At 38.4% G+C, this 19,223-nt stretch carries 18 protein-coding genes and 2 tRNA genes; 13 read left to right on the top strand and 7 right to left on the bottom strand.

Annotated elements, in window-relative coordinates:
* The first annotated feature begins 11 nt into the window (after nucleotides 1-11).
* The 3 genes from EHQ47_RS02900 to EHQ47_RS02890 are packed head-to-tail and all read left to right on the top strand — an operon-like array spanning nucleotide 12 to nucleotide 4,030.
* Nucleotides 12-2,600, top strand: coding sequence for a transglycosylase domain-containing protein (locus tag EHQ47_RS02900; protein ID WP_135776515.1), 2,589 nt, complete (start codon nucleotides 12-14; stop codon nucleotides 2,598-2,600).
* Nucleotides 2,601-3,572, top strand: a complete 972-nt coding sequence (locus EHQ47_RS02895) for a hypothetical protein (RefSeq protein ID WP_135776514.1) — start codon at nucleotides 2,601-2,603, stop codon at nucleotides 3,570-3,572. It begins immediately after the preceding gene.
* Nucleotides 3,569-4,030 (top strand): hypothetical protein, encoded by a 462-nt coding sequence (locus EHQ47_RS02890; protein WP_135776513.1) that lies wholly within the window; start codon nucleotides 3,569-3,571, stop codon nucleotides 4,028-4,030. The genes EHQ47_RS02895 and EHQ47_RS02890 overlap by 4 nt, the downstream gene beginning before the upstream one ends.
* A gap of 245 nt (nucleotides 4,031-4,275) precedes the next feature.
* Here the strand turns inward: EHQ47_RS02890 and EHQ47_RS02885 are convergent.
* Nucleotides 4,276-4,357 (bottom strand) — tRNA-Tyr (locus tag EHQ47_RS02885).
* 12 nt (nucleotides 4,358-4,369) lie between these two features.
* Nucleotides 4,370-4,444 (bottom strand) — tRNA-Thr (locus EHQ47_RS02880).
* An 84-nt stretch (nucleotides 4,445-4,528) separates the two neighbouring features.
* Between EHQ47_RS02880 and EHQ47_RS02875 the strand changes: the two genes are divergently transcribed.
* From EHQ47_RS02875 to EHQ47_RS02860, 4 genes are read left to right on the top strand one after another with little or no spacing between them, the layout of a single operon-like run.
* Entirely contained in the window at nucleotides 4,529-4,918 is a 390-nt protein-coding gene (locus EHQ47_RS02875) for a hypothetical protein (RefSeq protein ID WP_135747669.1), read from the top strand.
* A gap of 9 nt (nucleotides 4,919-4,927) precedes the next feature.
* Nucleotides 4,928-5,740, top strand: a complete 813-nt coding sequence (locus tag EHQ47_RS02870; protein ID WP_100741966.1) for a transketolase — start codon at nucleotides 4,928-4,930, stop codon at nucleotides 5,738-5,740.
* Between the two features lie 48 nt (nucleotides 5,741-5,788).
* Entirely contained in the window at nucleotides 5,789-6,682 is an 894-nt protein-coding gene (locus tag EHQ47_RS02865; protein WP_135776512.1) for a transglutaminase-like domain-containing protein, read from the top strand.
* 3 nt (nucleotides 6,683-6,685) lie between these two features.
* On the top strand, nucleotides 6,686-7,639 hold the full coding sequence (locus tag EHQ47_RS02860; RefSeq protein WP_135776511.1) for a polyprenyl synthetase family protein: 954 nt from the start codon (nucleotides 6,686-6,688) through the stop codon (nucleotides 7,637-7,639).
* Here the strand turns inward: EHQ47_RS02860 and EHQ47_RS02855 are convergent.
* Both EHQ47_RS02855 and EHQ47_RS02850 read right to left on the bottom strand, forming a co-directional pair.
* Nucleotides 7,636-9,840, bottom strand: coding sequence for an ATP-binding protein (locus EHQ47_RS02855; RefSeq protein WP_135776510.1), 2,205 nt, complete (start codon nucleotides 9,838-9,840; stop codon nucleotides 7,636-7,638). The two genes, EHQ47_RS02860 and EHQ47_RS02855, sit on opposite strands and share 4 nt — an antisense overlap.
* Nucleotides 9,841-9,865: 25 nt before the next feature.
* The gene (locus EHQ47_RS02850) at nucleotides 9,866-10,570 is read right to left on the bottom strand and encodes an LIC10920 family plasminogen-binding lipoprotein (RefSeq protein WP_135747673.1); all 705 of its coding nucleotides are present in this window, start codon (nucleotides 10,568-10,570) and stop codon (nucleotides 9,866-9,868) included.
* Between the two features lie 115 nt (nucleotides 10,571-10,685).
* On the opposite strand from EHQ47_RS02850, the gene EHQ47_RS02845 reads away from it, so the two are divergent.
* Genes EHQ47_RS02845 through EHQ47_RS02830 form a run of 4 tightly spaced genes read left to right on the top strand, consistent with a single transcriptional unit; the run spans nucleotide 10,686 to nucleotide 15,589 of the window.
* Nucleotides 10,686-12,467 (top strand): chloride channel protein, encoded by a 1,782-nt coding sequence (locus tag EHQ47_RS02845; protein WP_208727380.1) that lies wholly within the window; start codon nucleotides 10,686-10,688, stop codon nucleotides 12,465-12,467.
* Nucleotides 12,464-13,054 (top strand): ATP-dependent zinc protease family protein, encoded by a 591-nt coding sequence (locus tag EHQ47_RS02840; RefSeq protein WP_135747674.1) that lies wholly within the window; start codon nucleotides 12,464-12,466, stop codon nucleotides 13,052-13,054. Before EHQ47_RS02845 ends, EHQ47_RS02840 begins: the two co-directional genes overlap by 4 nt.
* A gap of 1 nt (nucleotide 13,055) precedes the next feature.
* Nucleotides 13,056-14,642: a 7TM domain-containing protein gene (locus tag EHQ47_RS02835; protein WP_135747675.1), complete on the top strand. Its 1,587-nt coding sequence runs from the start codon at nucleotides 13,056-13,058 to the stop codon at nucleotides 14,640-14,642.
* Nucleotides 14,639-15,589, top strand: coding sequence for an alpha-L-glutamate ligase-like protein (locus EHQ47_RS02830; RefSeq protein WP_135747676.1), 951 nt, complete (start codon nucleotides 14,639-14,641; stop codon nucleotides 15,587-15,589). Before EHQ47_RS02835 ends, EHQ47_RS02830 begins: the two co-directional genes overlap by 4 nt.
* Nucleotides 15,590-15,604: 15 nt before the next feature.
* Here the strand turns inward: EHQ47_RS02830 and EHQ47_RS02825 are convergent, their stop codons facing one another.
* Entirely contained in the window at nucleotides 15,605-16,117 is a 513-nt protein-coding gene (locus EHQ47_RS02825; protein WP_135747677.1) for a DUF6580 family putative transport protein, read from the bottom strand.
* 83 nt (nucleotides 16,118-16,200) lie between these two features.
* Here EHQ47_RS02825 and mazG point away from each other — a divergent pair, with 83 nt between their 5' ends.
* The gene (gene mazG, locus EHQ47_RS02820; RefSeq protein WP_135747678.1) at nucleotides 16,201-17,064 is read left to right on the top strand and encodes a nucleoside triphosphate pyrophosphohydrolase; all 864 of its coding nucleotides are present in this window, start codon (nucleotides 16,201-16,203) and stop codon (nucleotides 17,062-17,064) included.
* A 54-nt stretch (nucleotides 17,065-17,118) separates the two neighbouring features.
* On the top strand, nucleotides 17,119-17,508 hold the full coding sequence (locus EHQ47_RS02815) for an LIC_13241 domain-containing protein (protein ID WP_135747679.1): 390 nt from the start codon (nucleotides 17,119-17,121) through the stop codon (nucleotides 17,506-17,508).
* A 69-nt stretch (nucleotides 17,509-17,577) separates the two neighbouring features.
* On the opposite strand, the gene lpxD is transcribed toward EHQ47_RS02815, so the two are convergent.
* Nucleotides 17,578-18,636 carry a UDP-3-O-(3-hydroxymyristoyl)glucosamine N-acyltransferase gene (lpxD, locus tag EHQ47_RS02810; protein WP_135776509.1) on the bottom strand — a complete coding sequence of 353 codons (1,059 nt, stop codon included), beginning with the start codon at nucleotides 18,634-18,636 and terminating at the stop codon, nucleotides 17,578-17,580.
* A 91-nt stretch (nucleotides 18,637-18,727) separates the two neighbouring features.
* Nucleotides 18,728-19,162: a DoxX family protein gene (locus tag EHQ47_RS02805; protein ID WP_135696897.1), complete on the bottom strand. Its 435-nt coding sequence runs from the start codon at nucleotides 19,160-19,162 to the stop codon at nucleotides 18,728-18,730.
* Between the last annotated feature and the right edge of the window lie 61 nt (nucleotides 19,163-19,223).

Here is a 19,223-nt window from a genome sequence, read left to right as displayed (position 1 = left end):
AGGGAGAACCTATGTCGGCACCTTCTCCCAAATACCTTTGTCCACATTGCCAAAAGGCATCTCGATTGCCAGAACCAATCCCAAAAGAAGGTAAGTTTCAGCTAACATGCGCTCATTGTAGCGAAAAAGTAATTCTCAGTTTTACGGATTATCGTTTCGAAATTTTGCAAGTGGTTTCGAAGGAACCTTCGGTTTCTAATGCGGCTCAATCCTACCAACCATTCAAAATTCCAACTCCATCCATTTCCAAATCAAATTCTTTAAAAGAAAAATTAGAACCAAAATCAAAACCTTTTTGGGAACGAAAAGTGGTTTTTGAAAGAGAACCGGAAGAACGTAAGTTCAAACCAAAACCATTGAAACAAAGGATCGCCTCGGGAAAAGCGAAACAATCGACTCCTTCTTTTTGGAAAATCACTTTTGTCTTCACCTCAATTTGTCTTTTTTTAATGATCCTTGGTTTTTCTTACTTTGTTGCGGGAGTTCTTTCCACTAAAAAGGAAGTTCCTTTGTATTTGGAATCATTATCCAAAAACATTCCTACAAAAATTTTAGATCGTAATGGGCAGATGGTGAGTGAAATTTTCCAAAAAAGAACTTCCACCTTACGTTTGCAAGACTATCCAGAGGATATGATTTCCATACTTTTGAATATTGAAGATCAAAAGTTTTTCTTTCATGGTGGGATTGATTATTCGGCAATTCTTAGAGCATTTTTTAAAAACATAGTCAATTTAAGTTACAAACAAGGTGCCTCCACCATCACACAACAGTTAGCAAGAATTATCCTTGATGATCGTCGTAAAAGTTTGAATCGAAAGTGGCGAGAAGCCCAACTTGCTTTTGCTTTAGAGTCAGTGTTAACGAAAGAACAAATTTTAGAAATGTATATGAACCATGTTTATTTAGGTCATGGTGCCTTTGGATTTGGTGAGGGAATTAAATTCTATTTTCAAAAAAATCCAATGGAGTTGAGCAAGGAAGAAATGGTGTTACTCGCATCACTTCCTTCCGCACCTAACAAATACTCTCCATTAAAAAATCCAGAAGATTCATACACTCGTGTTCGTGCTATTTTACAGATGTTTCGCAATCGAGGCATTTATCCTAATTTAGATCGTGAAAAGTTCGTTAGTTTTTATCATAATCTTTCCACTCGTTCTCCGAATGAAACAGTTTTTGGTTCGAGACAAGACATTGCTCCTTATGTGACTGAACATGTGCGTGGAATTCTTTCTTCTTTAGAAGGGGATAAGAATATTTATGAAAGTGGTGGGTATACGGTAGAAACAACTTTGGACCGAGGGGCGCAAGAACTCATTGGTCCAATCGTTCGTGAATATTTGAGTCGGAATCGGAAGTCTGGAAAAATCCAAAAAAAACGAGTTCGAGTAAAGCCGGAATCACCTTTAGATTTAGCATTTCGCCAGAAGATGGAAGAAGTATCTATTTTAAACGAACTAGTATGGAACACAGATAGTTTGGAATCTGAAAAAGATACCAGTGCCGTCCAGGCTGCAATTGTTGGAATACAACCAAATACAGGTCAGGTGCTATTTTTGCATGGTGGTGAAGAGTTTAATTCACAAAACCAATTCAATCGTGCCACCCAAATGCGGAGACAAACCGGTAGTTCCATCAAAGCAGTGTTATATGCTTCTGCGATTGATGCTGGTGTGATCCAATCTGGTACAAGAATTTTGGATGCTCCTTTGTATTATCGTGGCGGTGGTGGAAAGGAATGGGCTCCTGAAAATTTAGGAGGAAGTTTTGATGGGGAGATTTCTCTTCGCACAGCACTTGTAAAATCGAAAAACACCGCAGCCGTCCAAGTCGCAGAACGATTGGGTACTGCCGGCATTGAACGTTATTTTACAAAATACTTTTTTCCAAATGATGCAGAAAAGAAAAATCGATACAGAGGGGATTTGTCTTTGGCTTTGGGAACATTGGAGATTTCTCCTTTGGAGATGGCATCCGCCTTTACAGGTTTTGTCAACCAAGGCACAGTCAAACGTCCTTATCTCATCCAAAGGATTAAAAATGCAAAAGGTGTGGTTCTGTATGAAGTGGGTGGAACTGATGAGTTTAAATTAAAACTCCCACCAGAGCGCCAAGTGATTCGTCCTGACACAGCAGAAGTAATGGTATCTTTATTACGTGATAGTGGTCGAGCTAGTGGAGTCAGAAACGGTGGTTATGCGGGAGATTTAATCGGTAAAACGGGAACTACAAATGATTACAAAGATGCTTGGTTTGTGGGAGCAAGGCCTGATTTAGCTTTGGCCGTTTGGGTTGGTTATGACAATCCAAAATTTGGAATGGGTCCGAGTGGACTTGGTGGAGCAGTGGCCGCTCCCCTTTGGGGAGAAATTGTTTCTTCTATTGATAAAAAAAATATAATTCCTAAAATCCAATTCAGCCAACCAGTTTATGCAAAACCATATAAGATCTGTTCGTTGACAGGAAAACAAGCAGGTGCCAATTGTCCAGTGGCAAATGAGTTGTATCTTTCTGATTATCCCCCTGAGGGAATTTGTACAGAAGACCATAAAGCAACACATTCAGAAAACAAAGATTTGATGAAAGGGTTGTATTAGATGAAAAAGATTCAGATTAGATTGATTCGTTTCGTTTTGTTTATTTCTTTACTTGGATTTTCTTCATCAATATTTGCAGATTCTTATTATGAATCAGGGTATGAGATGGAACAATTGAATACTCTATTTGCCATTCCTTTGTATGAAAAAGCATTAACAGAAAAACCATCTGGAAAATTACAAAAGGCAGTGGTATCCAGACTTTTCTTTTTGTATAAAAAACATGGAAAGTTACTGGATGCATTGTTTTTAGGAAGTAAATTTCCTTCACTCATTCCTTCGAAAGAAAGAGGTTGGATTTGGACTCATTTGGCAGAAATTTACAAACCGATCGGAGTTGCCGAACTATCAGCAACCTACGTACACGCGGCCAAAGCCTCTGCGGATAAATTTACGGAATTATCAGAACACCTAAAACTTGCCAACTCACAAAAGTTATATGAATTTGCTTCCATTATTCTTTTGAAACGCAAACAATACAAAGTGATTTTATCGATTTATGCAGAAAACCAGGCAATGGCAAAAACTCCATTGTTTATTGGGATTTCTGAATTTAAAATTGGAGCCGATTCCGGTAAGGAATTTTTGAAAACCATTTTGGGTGAATCTGAATCAGAAAGATCTGACCAAGAAAAATCGGACGTTTTGTATTTGATGGGAGTGTACTACCGCCAAACAACAGAATACGATTTGTCCGCAAGATACTTTCGGATGAGTGGAAGTTTTGGATCCAAACCAAGAGCGGATTTAGAAACCACAAAATCCCTTGTTTTAAAAGGAAATGCAAAAGAGATGTGTTCGACATTTAAATTTTCACCGTCCTCCACAGATGAAATCGAAACTCTTTTGCATTTTTATTGTTCTCCCAATCCAAACAATTCTTGGAAACCTTATGAACCAAGCATTCGCATCTTAGCCGAAAGAGAAGGGAATGAATTTTTAACATTACTCTTCCCGGGGACAAACCAATGAAAAAAAAATCTCATTCAATGGGCTTTGTTTTCGGTTTTGTTTTTTTCTTAGCCTCTTCTCTATTCGCTAATTTTTTAGTCACACCAGAACAAACGTTACGATTGGAACTTGTCGGATCATCACGAGACCAAATTCGATTTTGCAAACAAAAACCTTTGTTAGTGTTCGGTCGAAATCCGATATCTTCTTCCATGACTTGCCAATTTTTACCAGAAGCAGAAGTGGGTTTGGATCAATTCTTTACCGAAGAGTCCGCAGAAACTGAGGAAACACAATGGGCTTTTTATGATGGATCTGGCAAACAATTGTTTCCGACTGTCTCTTGGGAAGGGCAAGAACCTATGAATTTCATTTCAGTTGTGCGATCGAAACGCGGACAATTTGGAATACAGTTGCAAAGAAAAAAAGATGGGGCCTATTTTTTCTATAGAACCAAGATATTGAACTGGGTGATTTAGTTGCTGATTTGTTTGTGGTGATAGAGACTTCTTAGTTTGGGCAGGGAACGGACAAGTATGGAAGCGTCCTGATTCGCCCACCCTTCGCTCCGCCATCCTGGCGCTACGCTCGCTCGGGCCCGTCACCACTCGCTTTTCCGCATCGTGCGGAAACTGCTCCTATTGTCGCAGTCGCTCGGGTTCTATTCGAATCCTTCGATTTGTTGTTAGTTGGGGATTTTATTTGTGGTAATAGAAGACTTGATTGGGCAGGGAAGGATTCGAACCTTCGAAGGTAAAACCAGCAGATTTACAGTCTGCCCTCGTTGGCCACTTGAGTACCTACCCGAAGAAGTTGCATGGAGCCGCCTGAGGGATTTGAACCTCCGACCGGCTGTTTACAAAACAGCTGCTCTACCACTGAGCTAAGGCGGCATGCATATCCAATTTTTGGGAAAAGCTGTTAAGGTCAAATAAAAATTCTTTGAGTGGAGATGGTTTCTTTCAGAATGACAAGAGATGGCACTATTTTGGGTCAATTCTCTGATGACGATCTCCCTAATTGGATTTTATTCAGGGTATTTTTTTCGAAAGAGAGACCAAAAACTCCATAGGTTCTTCAATTCGCTTGGGATTTTGGCAAATCTCACCGCTGCTGTTTATCTCTTAAGCATGAAATATTTGTTAGGTGGCGTAACTTTACACCAAATTTATCCAACAACACCGGAAACCATCATCCATATTCACAGGTTTTTTGCAGCCATTGCCCTTGTTCTAATGTTGTGTATGGGATATTTGGGGTGGAAAAGAAAACGTAACTTACACGTAAAATTGCATTACATCTTTTTGCCATTGTACACGATTGTTTATATCTCCGGTCTGTTTTTATTTCAATCAAAACCGCTTTAAGGAATGTTCATGGAAAAAATTGAAGTCGCTAAGAAATTTGCAAAAGATATCCGAATCCAAGTCATCAAAATGGTTACGGCTGCCAACTCTGGTCACCCAGGTGGTCCCCTTGGTCTTGCTGATATCTATGCTGCACTTTATACTTCCATTTTAAATCATGATCCCAAAAATCCTGAATGGCCAGAAAGAGATCGCCTCATTCTTTCTAACGGCCACGTTTGTGCCGTACGTTATGCATCTATGGGACTTTCTGGATATTTCCCTGTAGAGGATCTGTTGACATTTCGTAATATCAATTCTTATCTCCAAGGACACCCTTCCACTCGTTATATGAAGGGAATCGAGTCTAGTTCTGGTTCTCTTGGACAAGGTTTGTCTGTATCAGTGGGACTTGCTCTCGGTGCAAAACTAAAAAAAGAGACATATAAAATTTATACGTGCATCTCTGATGGTGAATGCGGTGAAGGTATGACTTGGGAAGCAGCTCAATCGGCTGTTCACTTCAAAACTGACAACCTCATTGCTTTTATGGATCGTAATTACATCCAAATTGATGGTAATACAGAAGAAGTAATGAAGTTAGAACCATTAGATAAAAAGTTTGAGATGTTCGGTTGGAATGTAATCAATGCAGACGGACATAATATGGAAGAAATCTTTGCTGCATTTGCAAAAGCAAAACAACATACAGGTGGACCAACTCTCATTGTCTTTAGAACTATTTTAGGAAAAGGTGTTTCTTATATGGAAAACAATCCTAAATGGCATGGAACTCCTCCGAACAAAGAACAAGAAGCGCAAGCACTCGCAGAATTAGTATAATCTTTTAGATTCGATTGACATTTCTGTTTTTATATAGATAGTTTTTCTATGGGACAAACTTCTTTTCCTGATTTTTATCCAGACGATATCACTCGTTTATTATATGATTGGGAAATTGCTCCTCCTGAAAAAAAACGTTTTTTATTAAAACTCATCGCATCTCGTGTCCCATGGCAGATTCAAGTAGAGTCTGCTTTAGAAGAAGTAAAAGATCCTTACCTTCGAGTACAAGCCCGTAGTTTAAAAGCTGAAATTACTCGTCACAGACTTCGTCATTCCTTCTTCAAACTCACGTTACGTGGGAATACAAATCATTATAAAGATTTAGAAGAGATGTGTGTACAACTTTCTAGTATAGGTTTTCCTGACCAAAACTATGCAGAGATCAAACACGAATTAGATCGGATTGCCCTTCGAGTTTCTGAGTTGTATGATGATCATTCTGGATATTTGACAGATGAATTAAAAGTCCAAATCCTTTGCCAAGTTTTATTCCAAGAAGAAGGATTTGTTGGGAATATTCAAAATTACAATGATCCCGGAAATTCTTACCTTTACCAAGTGATCAAAAGTAGGTTGGGGATTCCAATTTCTCTTTCCGTTGTGTATTTGTTAGTTGGCCAAAGATTGGGACTTCCTCTTTATGGAACCAATTTACCACTTCATTTCCTTTTGCAATATGAATCGGACGGGTATTTTACGTATATCGATCCATTTCATGGTGGTGTTTTATTAGATAAATTCACATGTGAAAAGTTTTTAGAGGCAAATGGATATTCCAATTCGCCTAAGTATTTCACAAAAGCATCCACACTTTCCATGATCAAACGTATGTGCAGAAATTTAATCCATATCTATCGGGACAACCAAACCAAAGAAATGGAAAATATTATTAAAGATCATTTGCAGATTTTAGAAAGTCGATCCACTCATGTGGAATAATGAATGAAATCAAATCTTCGTATCCAATCCATATTAGCTAAGTTTGATAAAAATTTAGATGGAATCATTAAAGAAGACATTCCCGTTCTCAAAAAAATTAAAAAACATGTCATCACTTCTGGTGGAAAACGAATCCGTCCATTCTCGCATTATCTTTTTTGCCAATTTCTAAATGTAAAAGATACAAGTTGGCTTGATGTAGGAAGTGTCGCTGAACTCATCCATGCCGCAAGTTTACTTCATGATGATGTAGTGGACAATGCCCCTATTCGCCGAGGCAAACCGACGATTGGGACTTTGTTTGGAAATAAAACAGCCATTCTTGCCGGTGACTATCTGTTAGCTTGTGGAATCAGTCGACTCAATACCCTTGGCAATCCAGAACTTATGGAAATTTTTTCCCAAGTGTTAAAGGATCTTTCTGTGAGCGAACTTTTGCAAATGGAATGGGAAAAAAATCCTAAAATTTCCTTAAAAGTTTATGATTCTATTATTTATGGAAAAACAGCTTCTCTTTTCGGTGTTTGTACAGAGTCGGCAGCCATCCTTGCCGGTAAGTCAAAAAAAGAAAGGGCAGTTATCCGTGATTTCGGTGTTAGGTTGGGAAAACTTTTCCAAAAGAAAGATGATTGTTTGGATTATTTTACGGATTCAAGTGCTAGTGGTAAGGAATTTTTAAAAGATTTTAAAAATGGACTCTATACATATCCGGTTCTTGTTCTGAGAGAAAGTTTGAGTCTTTTAGAAAAAAGAAAATTGGAATCTGTGTTCAAAAAAGAAGAAAGAACTACGGCCGATGGAGCCTACATTCTTGGTCTTATGGAATCAAAAAAGATTTCTGAAAAACTTCAGAAAGAGTTGGGCGCAGAAAAAAATTACCTACTTGGTTTTTTAAATCAATTTCCTACGAGCGCTGAACGTCAGTTATTTGTAGAACAATTAGAGCGACTTACTTAGGTTTCTTCCACAAAAGGTTCGTTGGGATCAATGAATTCAATGACCGGCAATAAAACAGAAAAACAAGTTCTCCCCGGTTCAGATTCTATATAAATATTCCCTTTATGTTTTTCAACGATTGACTTTGTAATTCCAAGCCCCATCCCCGTTCCTTCTCCATGGTTCTTGGTGGTAAAAAATGGATCAAAAATTTTGTTCTGAATCTCTAATGGAATCCCTGGACCATTGTCAATTACCTTTACTTCCACTCTGTTTCCCTTTTGTTCAGTAGTGATCATTAGGTTTCCTTTCTGATCCATAGCTTCTAACCCATTTAGGATTAAGTTGGTCCATACACGAATTAAATCTTCTGGCCAACCAAGAATGGTCGCATCCGTTATGAAAGTTTTTTTTAGAGAAACCTTCCCACGCATTCTGTATTGATAAATTGTAATGACTGTCTCTATATTATCTAATAAGGTAAAGATCCTTCTTTCTTCGACCTTTGTGACTCGAGAAAAGTTTTTGAGAGCTAAAATGATTTTGGAAGATCGATCAACGGCAATCTGGATGATTGATAAATGAAGTTTGAAATTTTTTTCTTCTAAAAGAAGGTTTGAGAGTTTTTCTTCTCCCGATTTTAATAAGGTTATTTCTTCATCGTATAACTTTGTAATTCCTACATCTAAAAATCTTTCTAAAATGGAATCCTCAAATTCTAACCCATTGTCTTTGAATGTTTGTTTTAGGTTTGCTTTTTTGTCTTTTCTCTCTGTATAACTTGCAACAAGTCCAAAATCAGATTGGAAACTTAACAATTGTTTCATTGTTTTTATTTCTTGCGGTGTGAGTGAAGAATAGATATTTTCTTTTGAGCCTAAATTTTTAATTTCGTTGTTTTTGGATTCTATCAAAGTTTCAATGGATGCTTTGATGGCACTTAAAGGGTTGTTGATTTCATGGGCAACGCCTGCGACAAGTTTCCCCAATTCAGACATTTTTTCTGAAAAGACAAGTTTACTTTCGGTATGGCTGATTTGCAGTAAAGCCTTCTCTAGTTCTTCTTTTTGTTTTTGAATTTCTTTGGTACGTTCCCATACGATTGATTCTAGTTCCGCGTTTTCTTTGGTTACGGTTTCTTCTTTTTTGATGCGAGTTTGAATTTGGAACTTTGAAATGGCAATGGTAAAGATCGTCATTTGAAGTGCTGCTCCAATTTCATTGGCAGAACTTAGGAAGGGATAAGAGGGAAGAAAACCAAAATTTGTAAAAATAAGGAGGCTTGTGCTTAATTGTCTAACAAAAAATGCGTAGAACAATACATTTGCATTCTCTTTCTTTTTGATTAAACTATAGATCGCATAACCGAAAGTTAGTGATGTTAACATCAAGCTATTTGAATAGATAAATCGAAAATAATATTGTAAGTCTATAAAAACAATCAATATGGATGCCAACATAAAGATAGCATAGGATACTAAATATTTATCTGCATTTGGATATTTTTCTTTCGTTTGTAAAAATTCTCTTAAAAAGATGACGAGTCCAAATGGAGTAAGTGAAATGAGGCCTGGTATGTAACGATAAAACCATTCATAGTTGCTGGCACCATATTCGTATAAAAGTCCAGATCTTAATGTATTGGTAAAAAGGATAGAAAGAGTCGCAAACGTAAGTAATAAATATACTTTTTCTCTTAATAACACAAACTGTGTCGCAGACAAAAGACAAACTAAAATACAAAGTCCTAAATGAAAACCCTGCCATAAAGATATGGATTTAGTATATTGTAACAAGTTAGAATCACTTCGGATTCGAAAATTGATTCGATGTGGATCGTCTGAATGGACTCGGAATAGATAAGTTCCCTTTTCCTTTGCGGGTAAAACAAATCCGCCAGTAAACAAAACATCAGGATTTTTTTTTCGTAGTAATCCTGTTTGTAATTCTGAAACCAATCGATCATTTTGGAAGAACCATACATCCAGTTCCGAGATCATTCCATTTTCAAAATGAAAATACTGTGATGCATTTTCCTCAATTTGGATTTGGTAGTAGTGGTCTTCTTTGGTAAAACCGAAATAAAAATGATGGTGGTAATCTTTGGGAGAAAGTTCCGATTGTTTTGTTTGTGGATTGGTTCCTAAATGCCAGAGTCCCGGATTCCCTTCCGCCGAAAGCGTGAGAGGAAGGAAACATAGGCAAACAAGAAATCGATACAATCGTTAAGGTCTGTTGGTTCTTAACTTATTGCGGAACAATATTTGGTGCATTACACTTGATGGTTCCGCGAATGATTACAGACTTTGAATCTGTGCTTGTGTTTTGCACTAAACAAGTTTTGTTATCAGAAGTAAAACATTGTGTTGTGGATGTTCCTGAAGTACAATTTACACTATCCAAAGTATTACAAGAGAGCAGGACATTTGTAGTTGTAGCAGTGGTACTATAAGTTCCATTGAGTGTGAGTTCTAAGTTAAAGAAAGAAATCTGTTGGGCACTTTGTAAAGCAGTGTCAATATTGATCCCTTGGTTGAACCATTCCACTGTCCCCTGTGTTCCTTGGACCGTTTTTCCAAATGCACCGCCTGCAAGAACAAAACCTTGTTGTGGATCGATCTTTCCTTGGATCTGTGTGCTATCATAAGTAAAACGTAAGTTAAGTGTTTCTTTTGTTTTGAAAATCAACTGAGAAATTACCGTAAAGCGGGTGTTATTTGTGGTTGAAGTAGACCCAGTGGTTCCTGTTGTCGTTCCGGTTCCTGTCGTTGTGGTGGTTGCCGGAGTGGCTTGACCACAACTAGTGGTGATATCGCTATCCACTTCCCCTAAAAAGTAGAGGCCGGGTTCTCCGTCGGCGAGCATAGACAATTCCGCTTTGTTTTCGTTTTTAAGACCACAAGCCGCAAAAACGGAGGAAAGAACCAAAAGGATAACAGTCGATCGAAACATACCATCCAATCGTCACAGGAATTCATTCCCTGGTCAAGAGGATTCAGAATTTCCTTGGGAAATTTAGGCGAATTTGCAATCTTGCCCTATGGGGTCAAATTTTGGTCTAAAGGGCGTGTTTTCTATCCAGGGACCGAGATCGATTTATGTCTATTCGCTTCTCATCGGACTCCTCTCAGGTTTTGGTGCCTATGGATTCAACTGGGCCTTAACTTGGACGGAATCGTTTACCTTTGGAAGTTTGATGGGTTATGATCCAGGGATCCCGGCGGGTGATTTGCATTTCCATTCCATCGGTGACGTGGGTCCTCTCTCTCCTCTTTGGGTTGTTTTTTTACCTGCCATCGGTGGTCTTCTTGTTGGGATCATCACAAGTTTTTTTTGTTCCGAAGCCCAAGGTGGAGGGACTGATTCTCTCATTTATGCATTTCATTTTAACGAAGGAAAAATCCAAACCAAGGTTCCATTTTATAAAGCAATTGCCACCATACTCACGTTAGGTTCCGGTGGGTCTGGAGGAAAGGAAGGACCAACAGCACAAATTGGTGCCGGGTTTGGTTCTAGTTTGGCTGGGTTTTTAGGTGCCGGAGCCAGAGCCCGAAGGACTTTGATGTTAGCAGGTACGGCGGGAGGACTTGGAGCCATTTTTCGTGCACCACTTGGTGGAGCGATCACTGCCGTAGAAATGGTTTACCAAGAAGATATCGAAAGTGATTCTCTTGTTCCTTGTATTTTATCATCTGTTACAGCCTATTTGACATATACAAGCATCGCAGGGAGTGGTTCTATATTTTCTGTACAAGAGTATAGTCTTAACGATTACAGGCACATTCCTTTATATATTTTACTTGGGCTTCTTTGTTATGTGGTTGGATATTTTTTTGTAAAAGTATACCATTTTGTGCAGGATATTTTTTCGAAACTTCCTTTACCCAATTTTTTGAAACCAGCGTTTGGTGGTCTGATTGTAGGTTGTATTGCTTTATTGTTTCCTGAAGTTTTGGGTTCTGGATTTGGACTCATCCAAAGAATGATCAATGGAGAAGTGTTAGAGTCGACAAGTTTTGCTTTTTCTGGTCCTTTTTTCCTTTTGGCCGTTGCTTTATTTAAAGTTTTTTCTACATCACTAACTGTTGGTTCTGGAAGTTCAGGCGGGTTACTTGGTCCTTCTTTTGCCATCGGAGGTATGTTAGGTGCCTTTGTTGGTTCGATGGCTCAAGTTGTATTTCCAGAATTAGGTATTGTTATTTTTCCTTTTCTTTTGGTGGGGATGGGATCTTTTTTTGCCGGAGTGGCAAGAGCTCCCATTGCTGGAATGGTTATGGTTTGTGATATGATCGGAAGTTATGAACTCCTACCGCCACTGATGATTGTATCTGTTGTTGCTGTCGTTTTGTCTCATAAATTTTCTATTTATAGAAACCAAATCAAAAATAGATTTTTGTCTCCTTCGCACCATTGGGATATGAATCAGGACATTATGGATCGGATTCGTATCACGGATCATTTTTCTGAATTTAGAAAGTATGCAATTGTTTCAGAACATCTTTCTTTGACTGAATTACAATCCAATGCACCGGGTATCCAAGCGAGTGATTTCATTCTGATTGGGGCCGGAGAAGAATACAAAGGGATTGTCTCCCTTCGAAAAAATAGAATCCTTCCAGAATTTGAAGCGGATTTAAAAAACTTGATTACTTGCGGAGAAATTGTACAAGATGTTCCTTCTGTTTGCACGAAAGACACTTTAGGAAAAGCGTTACGCATTCTTTTAGAATATGATGTCGACAAACTTGCAATTGTTGAAGATGGTAAATGTTTGGGTTATTTGCGTTATATTGATTTATTCAATGCATACCAAAATGAAGTGAAAAATAAGCAGCGTAAGTCAGTATGAGTTTTTCCAGTCATTTTATGAAATTTCAATTCAGATTCATTGATTCCAATCATTCTCGTTTTTTATTTATTTTTTTACTTGGGTCAATGTCGCTTTTTCTCAATTGTTTTGGATCCAAACAAATCATTGAGAAAAAACCAGATTCACATATCAAACCCATTGTCATTCCACCTCAATATTTAAAACCCATCATTGGTCGAGTGGAATGGGTTGAATTTCCCAATTGGAAACTTAAACTTCGGGCAAGAATCGATACAGGTGCTAAATCCTGTTCCATCCATGCAGTCAATATTGAAAGACTCACGGAAAATGGGGAAGAATTTGTTGTTTTTGAAACCTTTGTGGATGAAAAACCAGTTAAGTTAAAAAGTCGATTTGTAAAAGAAGCAAAGGTTTCTAGTACTTCTGGAGTTTCTGAAAAACGAATTATGATTCGTGAGGTGATGAAGATGGGTAAAATCAAAGAAGAAGTCATCATCAATTTGAATGATCGAACGAATTTGAATTATCCCATTCTCATTGGTCGAAATTATCTAATGGGTAAGTTTTTAGTGGATGTATCTTTGTCGCACGCATTAGGGGATTAGTTTGGATCGCAAAACTTTAATTACAGTATCGATACTGATCATTTTACCCATTGTATCGATTCTATATAAACTAAAGGTTGCTGATCTTTCACTTTTACCAATGGAAGTTGATGATACTGTCAACTTACAAGTAGTGATCCTTCCAAAAGAAAATGTTGCCGTTTCGGAAGTGAACTTTCCAGTCCCAAAACAATTCATTCAATCTAAAGTTTTAAAATCCAATATGAAGATAGAGGATTTAGATTTTAGGATGCAAAAAAGACAGTATGGCCATTTGGGAATTTGGGAAGGAGAAGATTGGAATTCTCCAATTGGTTATTATGCAAAAATAAAAATTTTACCTTATACACATTCTCATCCAGAACCTGAAATTCCTCAAACAACGGGAAAACAAAGTGCAAAGGAACCATATTATCTTTCTCTTAAGAATTTTTCTCCAGAAGAAATTCAGTTAGCAAAAAAACTCTTTGAACAGATTCATCCTTACGACAAAGACAATGTGGCAGCAGCCAAACAAATTTTTTATTTTATTTCAGAAGAAGTTTTGAATACAACCAAAGAAATTTCCCTTTCTGATACAATTCGTTTGCACAATGGAAGTGCTTATACACAGGCGATTCTTTTTTCCCTACTTTGTAGGATACGGGGAATCCAAGCCAGGACAGTGGCTGGTTTTGATTTGTCCAAACAGAATACAAAAGATAACAAAACAAAACTTAGTTTTTGGAACGAAATTAGAATTCATGGTAAGTGGTATTTTGTATCCACTTACAAAAATATTTTTGCCAGTGCTGTCAACGGGTATCTGCCACTTTGGAAATCCGTCGAAGAGAGAAGATCTCTTGGGGAAGAACCAGCTACCTTCCGTTATACGACGTATATTACAAAATCAAATGTAAATCGCTATAATTTTAAAGAGTATAGTGACGAAATAGCTACGAGTAATCGTTTTTTGCGTTATTATTCTTTGTATAGTTTGCCAACACCGCTACAGAACTTATTCCGGTTGGTGATTTTGATTCCCATTGGTGCCTTGGTTTTATCGGTGGCTAGGAATATGATTGGAATTCCTACTTTCGGAATTTTTACACCGATCTTACTTGCGATGTTTTTTTATGAAACAAATCTCCTCTTTGGGATTTGTTTTTTCCTTTTGATCATTGGACTTGGGTTTTTTGAAAGGTATGCTTTGGACAAATACTATCTACTGGCTGTTCCAAGACTTTCGATCCTACTCACAATCACCGTCATTACCCTAATTTTATTTTCCGTTTTAAATGAAGAAATTTCTATTTTTAATCAAATGAGTGTCACTTTGTTCCCAATTGTCATTACTACGATTTTTGTAGAACGATTTTCGATTATGATCATTGAGGAAGGAGTTTTACATACTTTTGTGACACTTGCGGGAACATTACTCATTGCTCTCATTAGTTATATGATTTTCTTTTTTGGTTCTTTACAAATTCTCTTTTTTACTCATCCCGAATTGTTGTTCATTGTCATCGCCATTCAAATTCTTCTTGGTCAATACAAAGGGTATCGAGTTTCAGAACTTTTTCGATTTAAGGAAATATTTAAATCATGATCTCTCTTTTCAAGAAGTTTGAAGAAGAGGGAATCCTTGGAATCAACCGTAGGATTGGGGAATACATTTTGCCTTACAATCCAAGAGAATATTACCCCTTAGTGGATGATAAATGGAAAACCGCGGAACTTGCTAGGCAGTTTCATGTTCCTATGCCTCACCATTACGGAGTAGTGGATGCTTTTGGTGGAATCCGAGGCACTCGGGAACTCATCCAAAAAAGGCCTGGATTTGTTGTCAAACCAGCTAACGGTGGTATGGGGAACGGAATCCTTGTGATTACTGGTGAATCGGAAACCCCTAGTGGTTCTATTCTTTATCAGAAAGTAGATGGAAAAAATATCTCTGAAAAAGAACTTCACCACCATATCTCTGGGATTTTATCAGGACTGTATTCTTTGGATGGAAACTCGGATTCTTGTGTATTACAAGAGAGGTTGGAATGCCATTCTTTCTTTCGTGAGATTTCCTTTCGTGGAATTCCAGACATTCGTGTGATTGTATTTTTAGGATATCCTGTGATGGCTATGTTACGTTTACCTACAAAAGAATCGGGAGGAAGAGCCAATCTCCACCAAGGCGCTCTCGGTGTGGGTGTAGACTTATCTACGGGAACTCTCACACATTCGGTTTGTAATGATAAAATCATTCATCTACATCCTGACACAAAACAAACATTAAGTGGAAGAGTGATCCCTCATTGGGAAACTATTTTAGAAATGGCCTCTCGTTGTTACGATATGTCCGGTCTCGGATATTTGGGTGTAGACATTGTGCTCGATGAAACTAGGGGACCACTTCTTTTGGAAATGAATGCAAGGCCAGGGCTTGGAATTCAGATTGCGAACCGGATGGGACTAAGAGATCGTTTGCAGATAGTGGAGAGGATCAAAAATTCGGCGGATGGCCCAAAGACCCGAGTCCACCGAATGTTACAAGAATTGTAAAAGGAAAATTTGTTTTTATGCGTTTTGTTTTGCCGTAACAAATACAGTGCGATTGAGGAAAGCCATCGATCCAAAAAGGATTCCGGAATATACTAAATCACCGGCAATTGAGTTTTGGAAAAAAGGAATGGCGAGTGTAAAACAAGTCGCAAGTCCAGAAGCATCTAGAGTATACATACCGCTTGTGGCCCAAACTGCTAGGTTCGTCAGAATAAAGAAAACAACCGATCCAACCACTGTGAATCCAAGGGATTTTATAAGGGAAGTTCCAATTTGTTTTCCAAAAAGAACTGCAAGGATCATAAATCCGTAAACCACAGGCATTAGGTCATGAAACCCGATGAAATAATCGGAAACGAACATCGCTAAGATAGGAACAAAAAGAGCAAGTCGTCTGTCTGTCAAATAAGCACCCGAAAACAAAGAAACGGCCAAAATGGGCGTAAAATTCGGTGGGTGAGGTAGGATACGGCTGATGACAGTAGCGATCACCATAAGGATGGCAACGGAGACACGAGATTGGAACATAGGGATAGACTCGTAAAGGGGGGGGGCTTTCGCAAGATAAAATTTCCGTTTGCTTCCCGCAAGGTTCGGGAAAAATACAATCAGTGAACCCTCCTAATTTTGATTCACCCTTGGAAAACCTACTCGCTCTGACGGCAGATTTACGCAGTCCCGAAGGTTGTCCTTGGGACAAAGAGCAGACCCATCTTTCCGTCATTCCCCATTTACTGGAAGAAACTTACGAAGTCGTTGATACGATTGAAAGAGGAGACGACAACCACCTAAAAGAAGAATTGGGTGATTTACTTTTTCAAATTACCTTTCATAGCCAATTGGCCAAGGAAAGAGGAGCCTTCGAGTTCCAAGACGTGGCCAATGATGTATTTCAAAAATTAGTGTTTCGCCATCCCCATGTTTATGGAAACAAAGAAGGAATCAATTCTGGGGAACAGGTGCTGACTCAGTGGGATCAGTTAAAACAAAAAGAAAAAGAATCGAAAGGAAAAGCTGATCCCGACAAAAGCATTCTTGCCGGAATTCCCAAAGCACTACCTGCCATCCAACGTTCTGAAAAAATCCAAAGTAAGGTCACGAAACATGGATTTGATTGGCCTACTGTTTCTGGAGTGTTTGAAAAGTTCCAAGAAGAAATAGGAGAATTAGATACCGAACTAAAATCCAAAGGATCTTTAAGTGCGAAAAAAATACCTTATGACGAGCGCATCGAAGATGAGTTAGGTGATCTTTTCTTTTTACTCGTCAATTTATCTCGTAAACTGTCCATTGATCCTGAAACCTGTCTTCGCCGTGCCAATGAAAAATTTGAAACTCGTTTTCGTATGGTTGAGGGTTTCGTAGAAGAAATTGGGAAAACTTTAAAAGATCATTCCCTGGTAGAACTAGACCAGTTTTGGGACAAAGCAAAGTTGCAGTTAAAAGAAGAGGCAACAAAAAAAGAATTCAAATGATGGTTGTTTGGCGAGTTTTTTTCGGACCAAAATTAAAAACGGTGTTATCAAACTATGAATGCCATTGAACTCAATGATTTGCCTTATTTAAGAGAAGAATCCCTCCGCGTTTTTCGTTGGTTGTTGGCAAAATATCCAAATATAGAAAGTCCGGCACCTCAAACCCAAGAACCTATCGAATTTCCCATTCGTTGGAAGACAGAACAGATGGGACAGGTCTTTGAATGGGTAATTTCAGACATGGGCTCCGTAACATTAAGGTTAGGTGGTTTGGAAGGGAATCGAAGGAATCCTGCACCTATCTTTTATTTGAGTTTGCGAAAAGGGGAGGAAGGGAAGTTACAATGGACAGATCCAGAAGGAAATCCGATTCCTTTCCCAGATCCATCCATTCTTGTGGAGATCCAAAACCGAATACAATTGTATATTGATTCGGTTTCCTAAATATAAGAAAAAAAATCGGAAAGATTGATGAAAGTATGTTTTGCAACAATCTTTCCTTACGGAATTTGATTAAGATTCCTTAGTTTCAATCCCTACTTTTTTTTCAATGTTTTCAATACGTTTCAACCATTTGTTAAGGTTCACAATGTTTTTGATATTCACACGATACTTTTGAAATTCAGGGAAGGTAAGGCCCAAGTCCCAACCCACATATACATCTTTTGTTTTTGGGGATGTGCGAAGACTTGATCCACCAGCAATGATGGTTCCATCAACAAGTGTTAAATGGTCGCTAATGGCACAAGCCCCACCGATGATCACGTGGTTTCCAAGTGTCACACTGCCTGCAAGACCGGACTGGCCCGCAATGATCACATGATCTCCCACCTTGCAGTTATGAGCAATGTGAACCATATTATCAAATTTACATCCACTGCCGATGGTTGTATCTGTCAGAGCTCCACGATCGATGGTGCAGTTACTTCCTACTTCCACATCGTCACCAATCACAACACGACCCACTTGTGGGATTTTGTTATGTTTGCCATCAGCAAAAACAAATCCAAAACCATCGCCACCAAAACTGGAATTTCCAAATACGATGAATCGTTTTCCGATGATGGTATCATCAAAGAATACGCAGTTTTTTCCTATTCTTGCACCATCACCAATATGGACATTGTCTCCAATTTTGACTCCATCTTCAATGATACAGTCATTGCCAATGATAGAGTTTTTTCCGATGGTTACAAAATGTCCGATATCGGTATTGGATCCGATTTTTGCAGTAGGATCGATGGCAACTTGTGCACTATGTTTTCCTGACGGTTGTTTTTCAGGAAAGAAGTGACGGATTATTTTTGCAGTTGCGAGTTCCACTTTGGGAACTATGACCAAAGCTTTGTCAGGAAGGGAATCAATAATATCAGAAGATACAATGAGTACGGGAGCTTTGCAAGTTTTGGCATCATTGACAAATGTTTTGGAAGCTACAAAAGAAATATCGTTTGTAGTGGCTAATGAAAGAGATTTGAGTCCTGTAAAAGAAAGAGAAAGAATACTTTCTGTATTTTGAAACTTTGCTTCTGGAAGTAATGACTGGAGAGCAGATAGAGTGAGTTGGTTCATCTCCGATTCCTTATCGTTGGTTTAAGACAAGGAATCAGAGAGGTCAAAGTTTGGCTAACACTATTAGATAGTCTTAGTCACGATTTTTCTATTATCCTTCGATTTTATGAGCGATGATATCATCCAATGAAAACGAACCAGCACCTTTAATGATCAGAGGGATTGCCAAACCAAAAGTTAAAAGTTGGTATTCGTATCCACCTTTATCAGCAAAGAATCCGTTTGGTAAATGTACAAGCACTGCGGCTACAAGCATAGTAGCGAAAATTCCAAAAGCTGCTACTCTTGTGAAAAGTCCTACGATAAGACCAATGGCACCAAAAAATTCAGCGACAATGGCAAGAAGAGCAAAGAAATACGGAATGCCCAATGTTCCAGTAAAGAAACCCATTGTTCCTTCGAATCCGTATCCGCCGAATGCACCTAGAACTTTTTGAGCTCCGTGGGGAAGGATCACCAGACCGAGTGTAACACGGAGGATGGTGAGTGTGATGTCTTTGTTTGTTGCGAGTAATTTATAAAACATAGAACCTCTTATTGCTAAATAGTTTAATATCAAACTACTTAATGATGGCCAAACCCGTCAA

The sequence above is a fragment of the Leptospira bourretii genome (genome assembly GCF_004770145.1).
GTDB classification, from domain to species: domain Bacteria; phylum Spirochaetota; class Leptospiria; order Leptospirales; family Leptospiraceae; genus Leptospira_A; species Leptospira_A bourretii.
The sequence above is the reverse complement of the archived record's forward strand: the minus strand, read 5'-3'. Positions and strand labels throughout refer to the sequence as shown.

Excerpts from the sequence above, each read along its gene's own strand:
- EHQ47_RS02900 (WP_135776515.1), top strand. The coding sequence starts at position 12 with ATGTCGGCACCTTCTCCCAAATACCTTTGTCCACATTGCCAAAAGGCA.
- EHQ47_RS02895 (WP_135776514.1), top strand. The coding sequence starts at position 2,601 with ATGAAAAAGATTCAGATTAGATTGATTCGTTTCGTTTTGTTTATTTCT.
- EHQ47_RS02890 (WP_135776513.1), top strand. The coding sequence starts at position 3,569 with ATGAAAAAAAAATCTCATTCAATGGGCTTTGTTTTCGGTTTTGTTTTT.
- EHQ47_RS02875 (WP_135747669.1), top strand. The coding sequence starts at position 4,529 with ATGGCACTATTTTGGGTCAATTCTCTGATGACGATCTCCCTAATTGGA.
- EHQ47_RS02870 (WP_100741966.1), top strand. The coding sequence starts at position 4,928 with ATGGAAAAAATTGAAGTCGCTAAGAAATTTGCAAAAGATATCCGAATC.
- EHQ47_RS02865 (WP_135776512.1), top strand. The coding sequence starts at position 5,789 with ATGGGACAAACTTCTTTTCCTGATTTTTATCCAGACGATATCACTCGT.
- EHQ47_RS02860 (WP_135776511.1), top strand. The coding sequence starts at position 6,686 with ATGAAATCAAATCTTCGTATCCAATCCATATTAGCTAAGTTTGATAAA.
- EHQ47_RS02850 (WP_135747673.1), bottom strand. The coding sequence starts at position 10,570 with ATGTTTCGATCGACTGTTATCCTTTTGGTTCTTTCCTCCGTTTTTGCG.
- EHQ47_RS02840 (WP_135747674.1), top strand. The coding sequence starts at position 12,464 with ATGAGTTTTTCCAGTCATTTTATGAAATTTCAATTCAGATTCATTGAT.
- EHQ47_RS02830 (WP_135747676.1), top strand. The coding sequence starts at position 14,639 with ATGATCTCTCTTTTCAAGAAGTTTGAAGAAGAGGGAATCCTTGGAATC.
- EHQ47_RS02825 (WP_135747677.1), bottom strand. The coding sequence starts at position 16,117 with ATGTTCCAATCTCGTGTCTCCGTTGCCATCCTTATGGTGATCGCTACT.
- EHQ47_RS02815 (WP_135747679.1), top strand. The coding sequence starts at position 17,119 with ATGAATGCCATTGAACTCAATGATTTGCCTTATTTAAGAGAAGAATCC.
- lpxD (WP_135776509.1), bottom strand. The coding sequence starts at position 18,636 with ATGAACCAACTCACTCTATCTGCTCTCCAGTCATTACTTCCAGAAGCA.
- EHQ47_RS02805 (WP_135696897.1), bottom strand. The coding sequence starts at position 19,162 with ATGTTTTATAAATTACTCGCAACAAACAAAGACATCACACTCACCATC.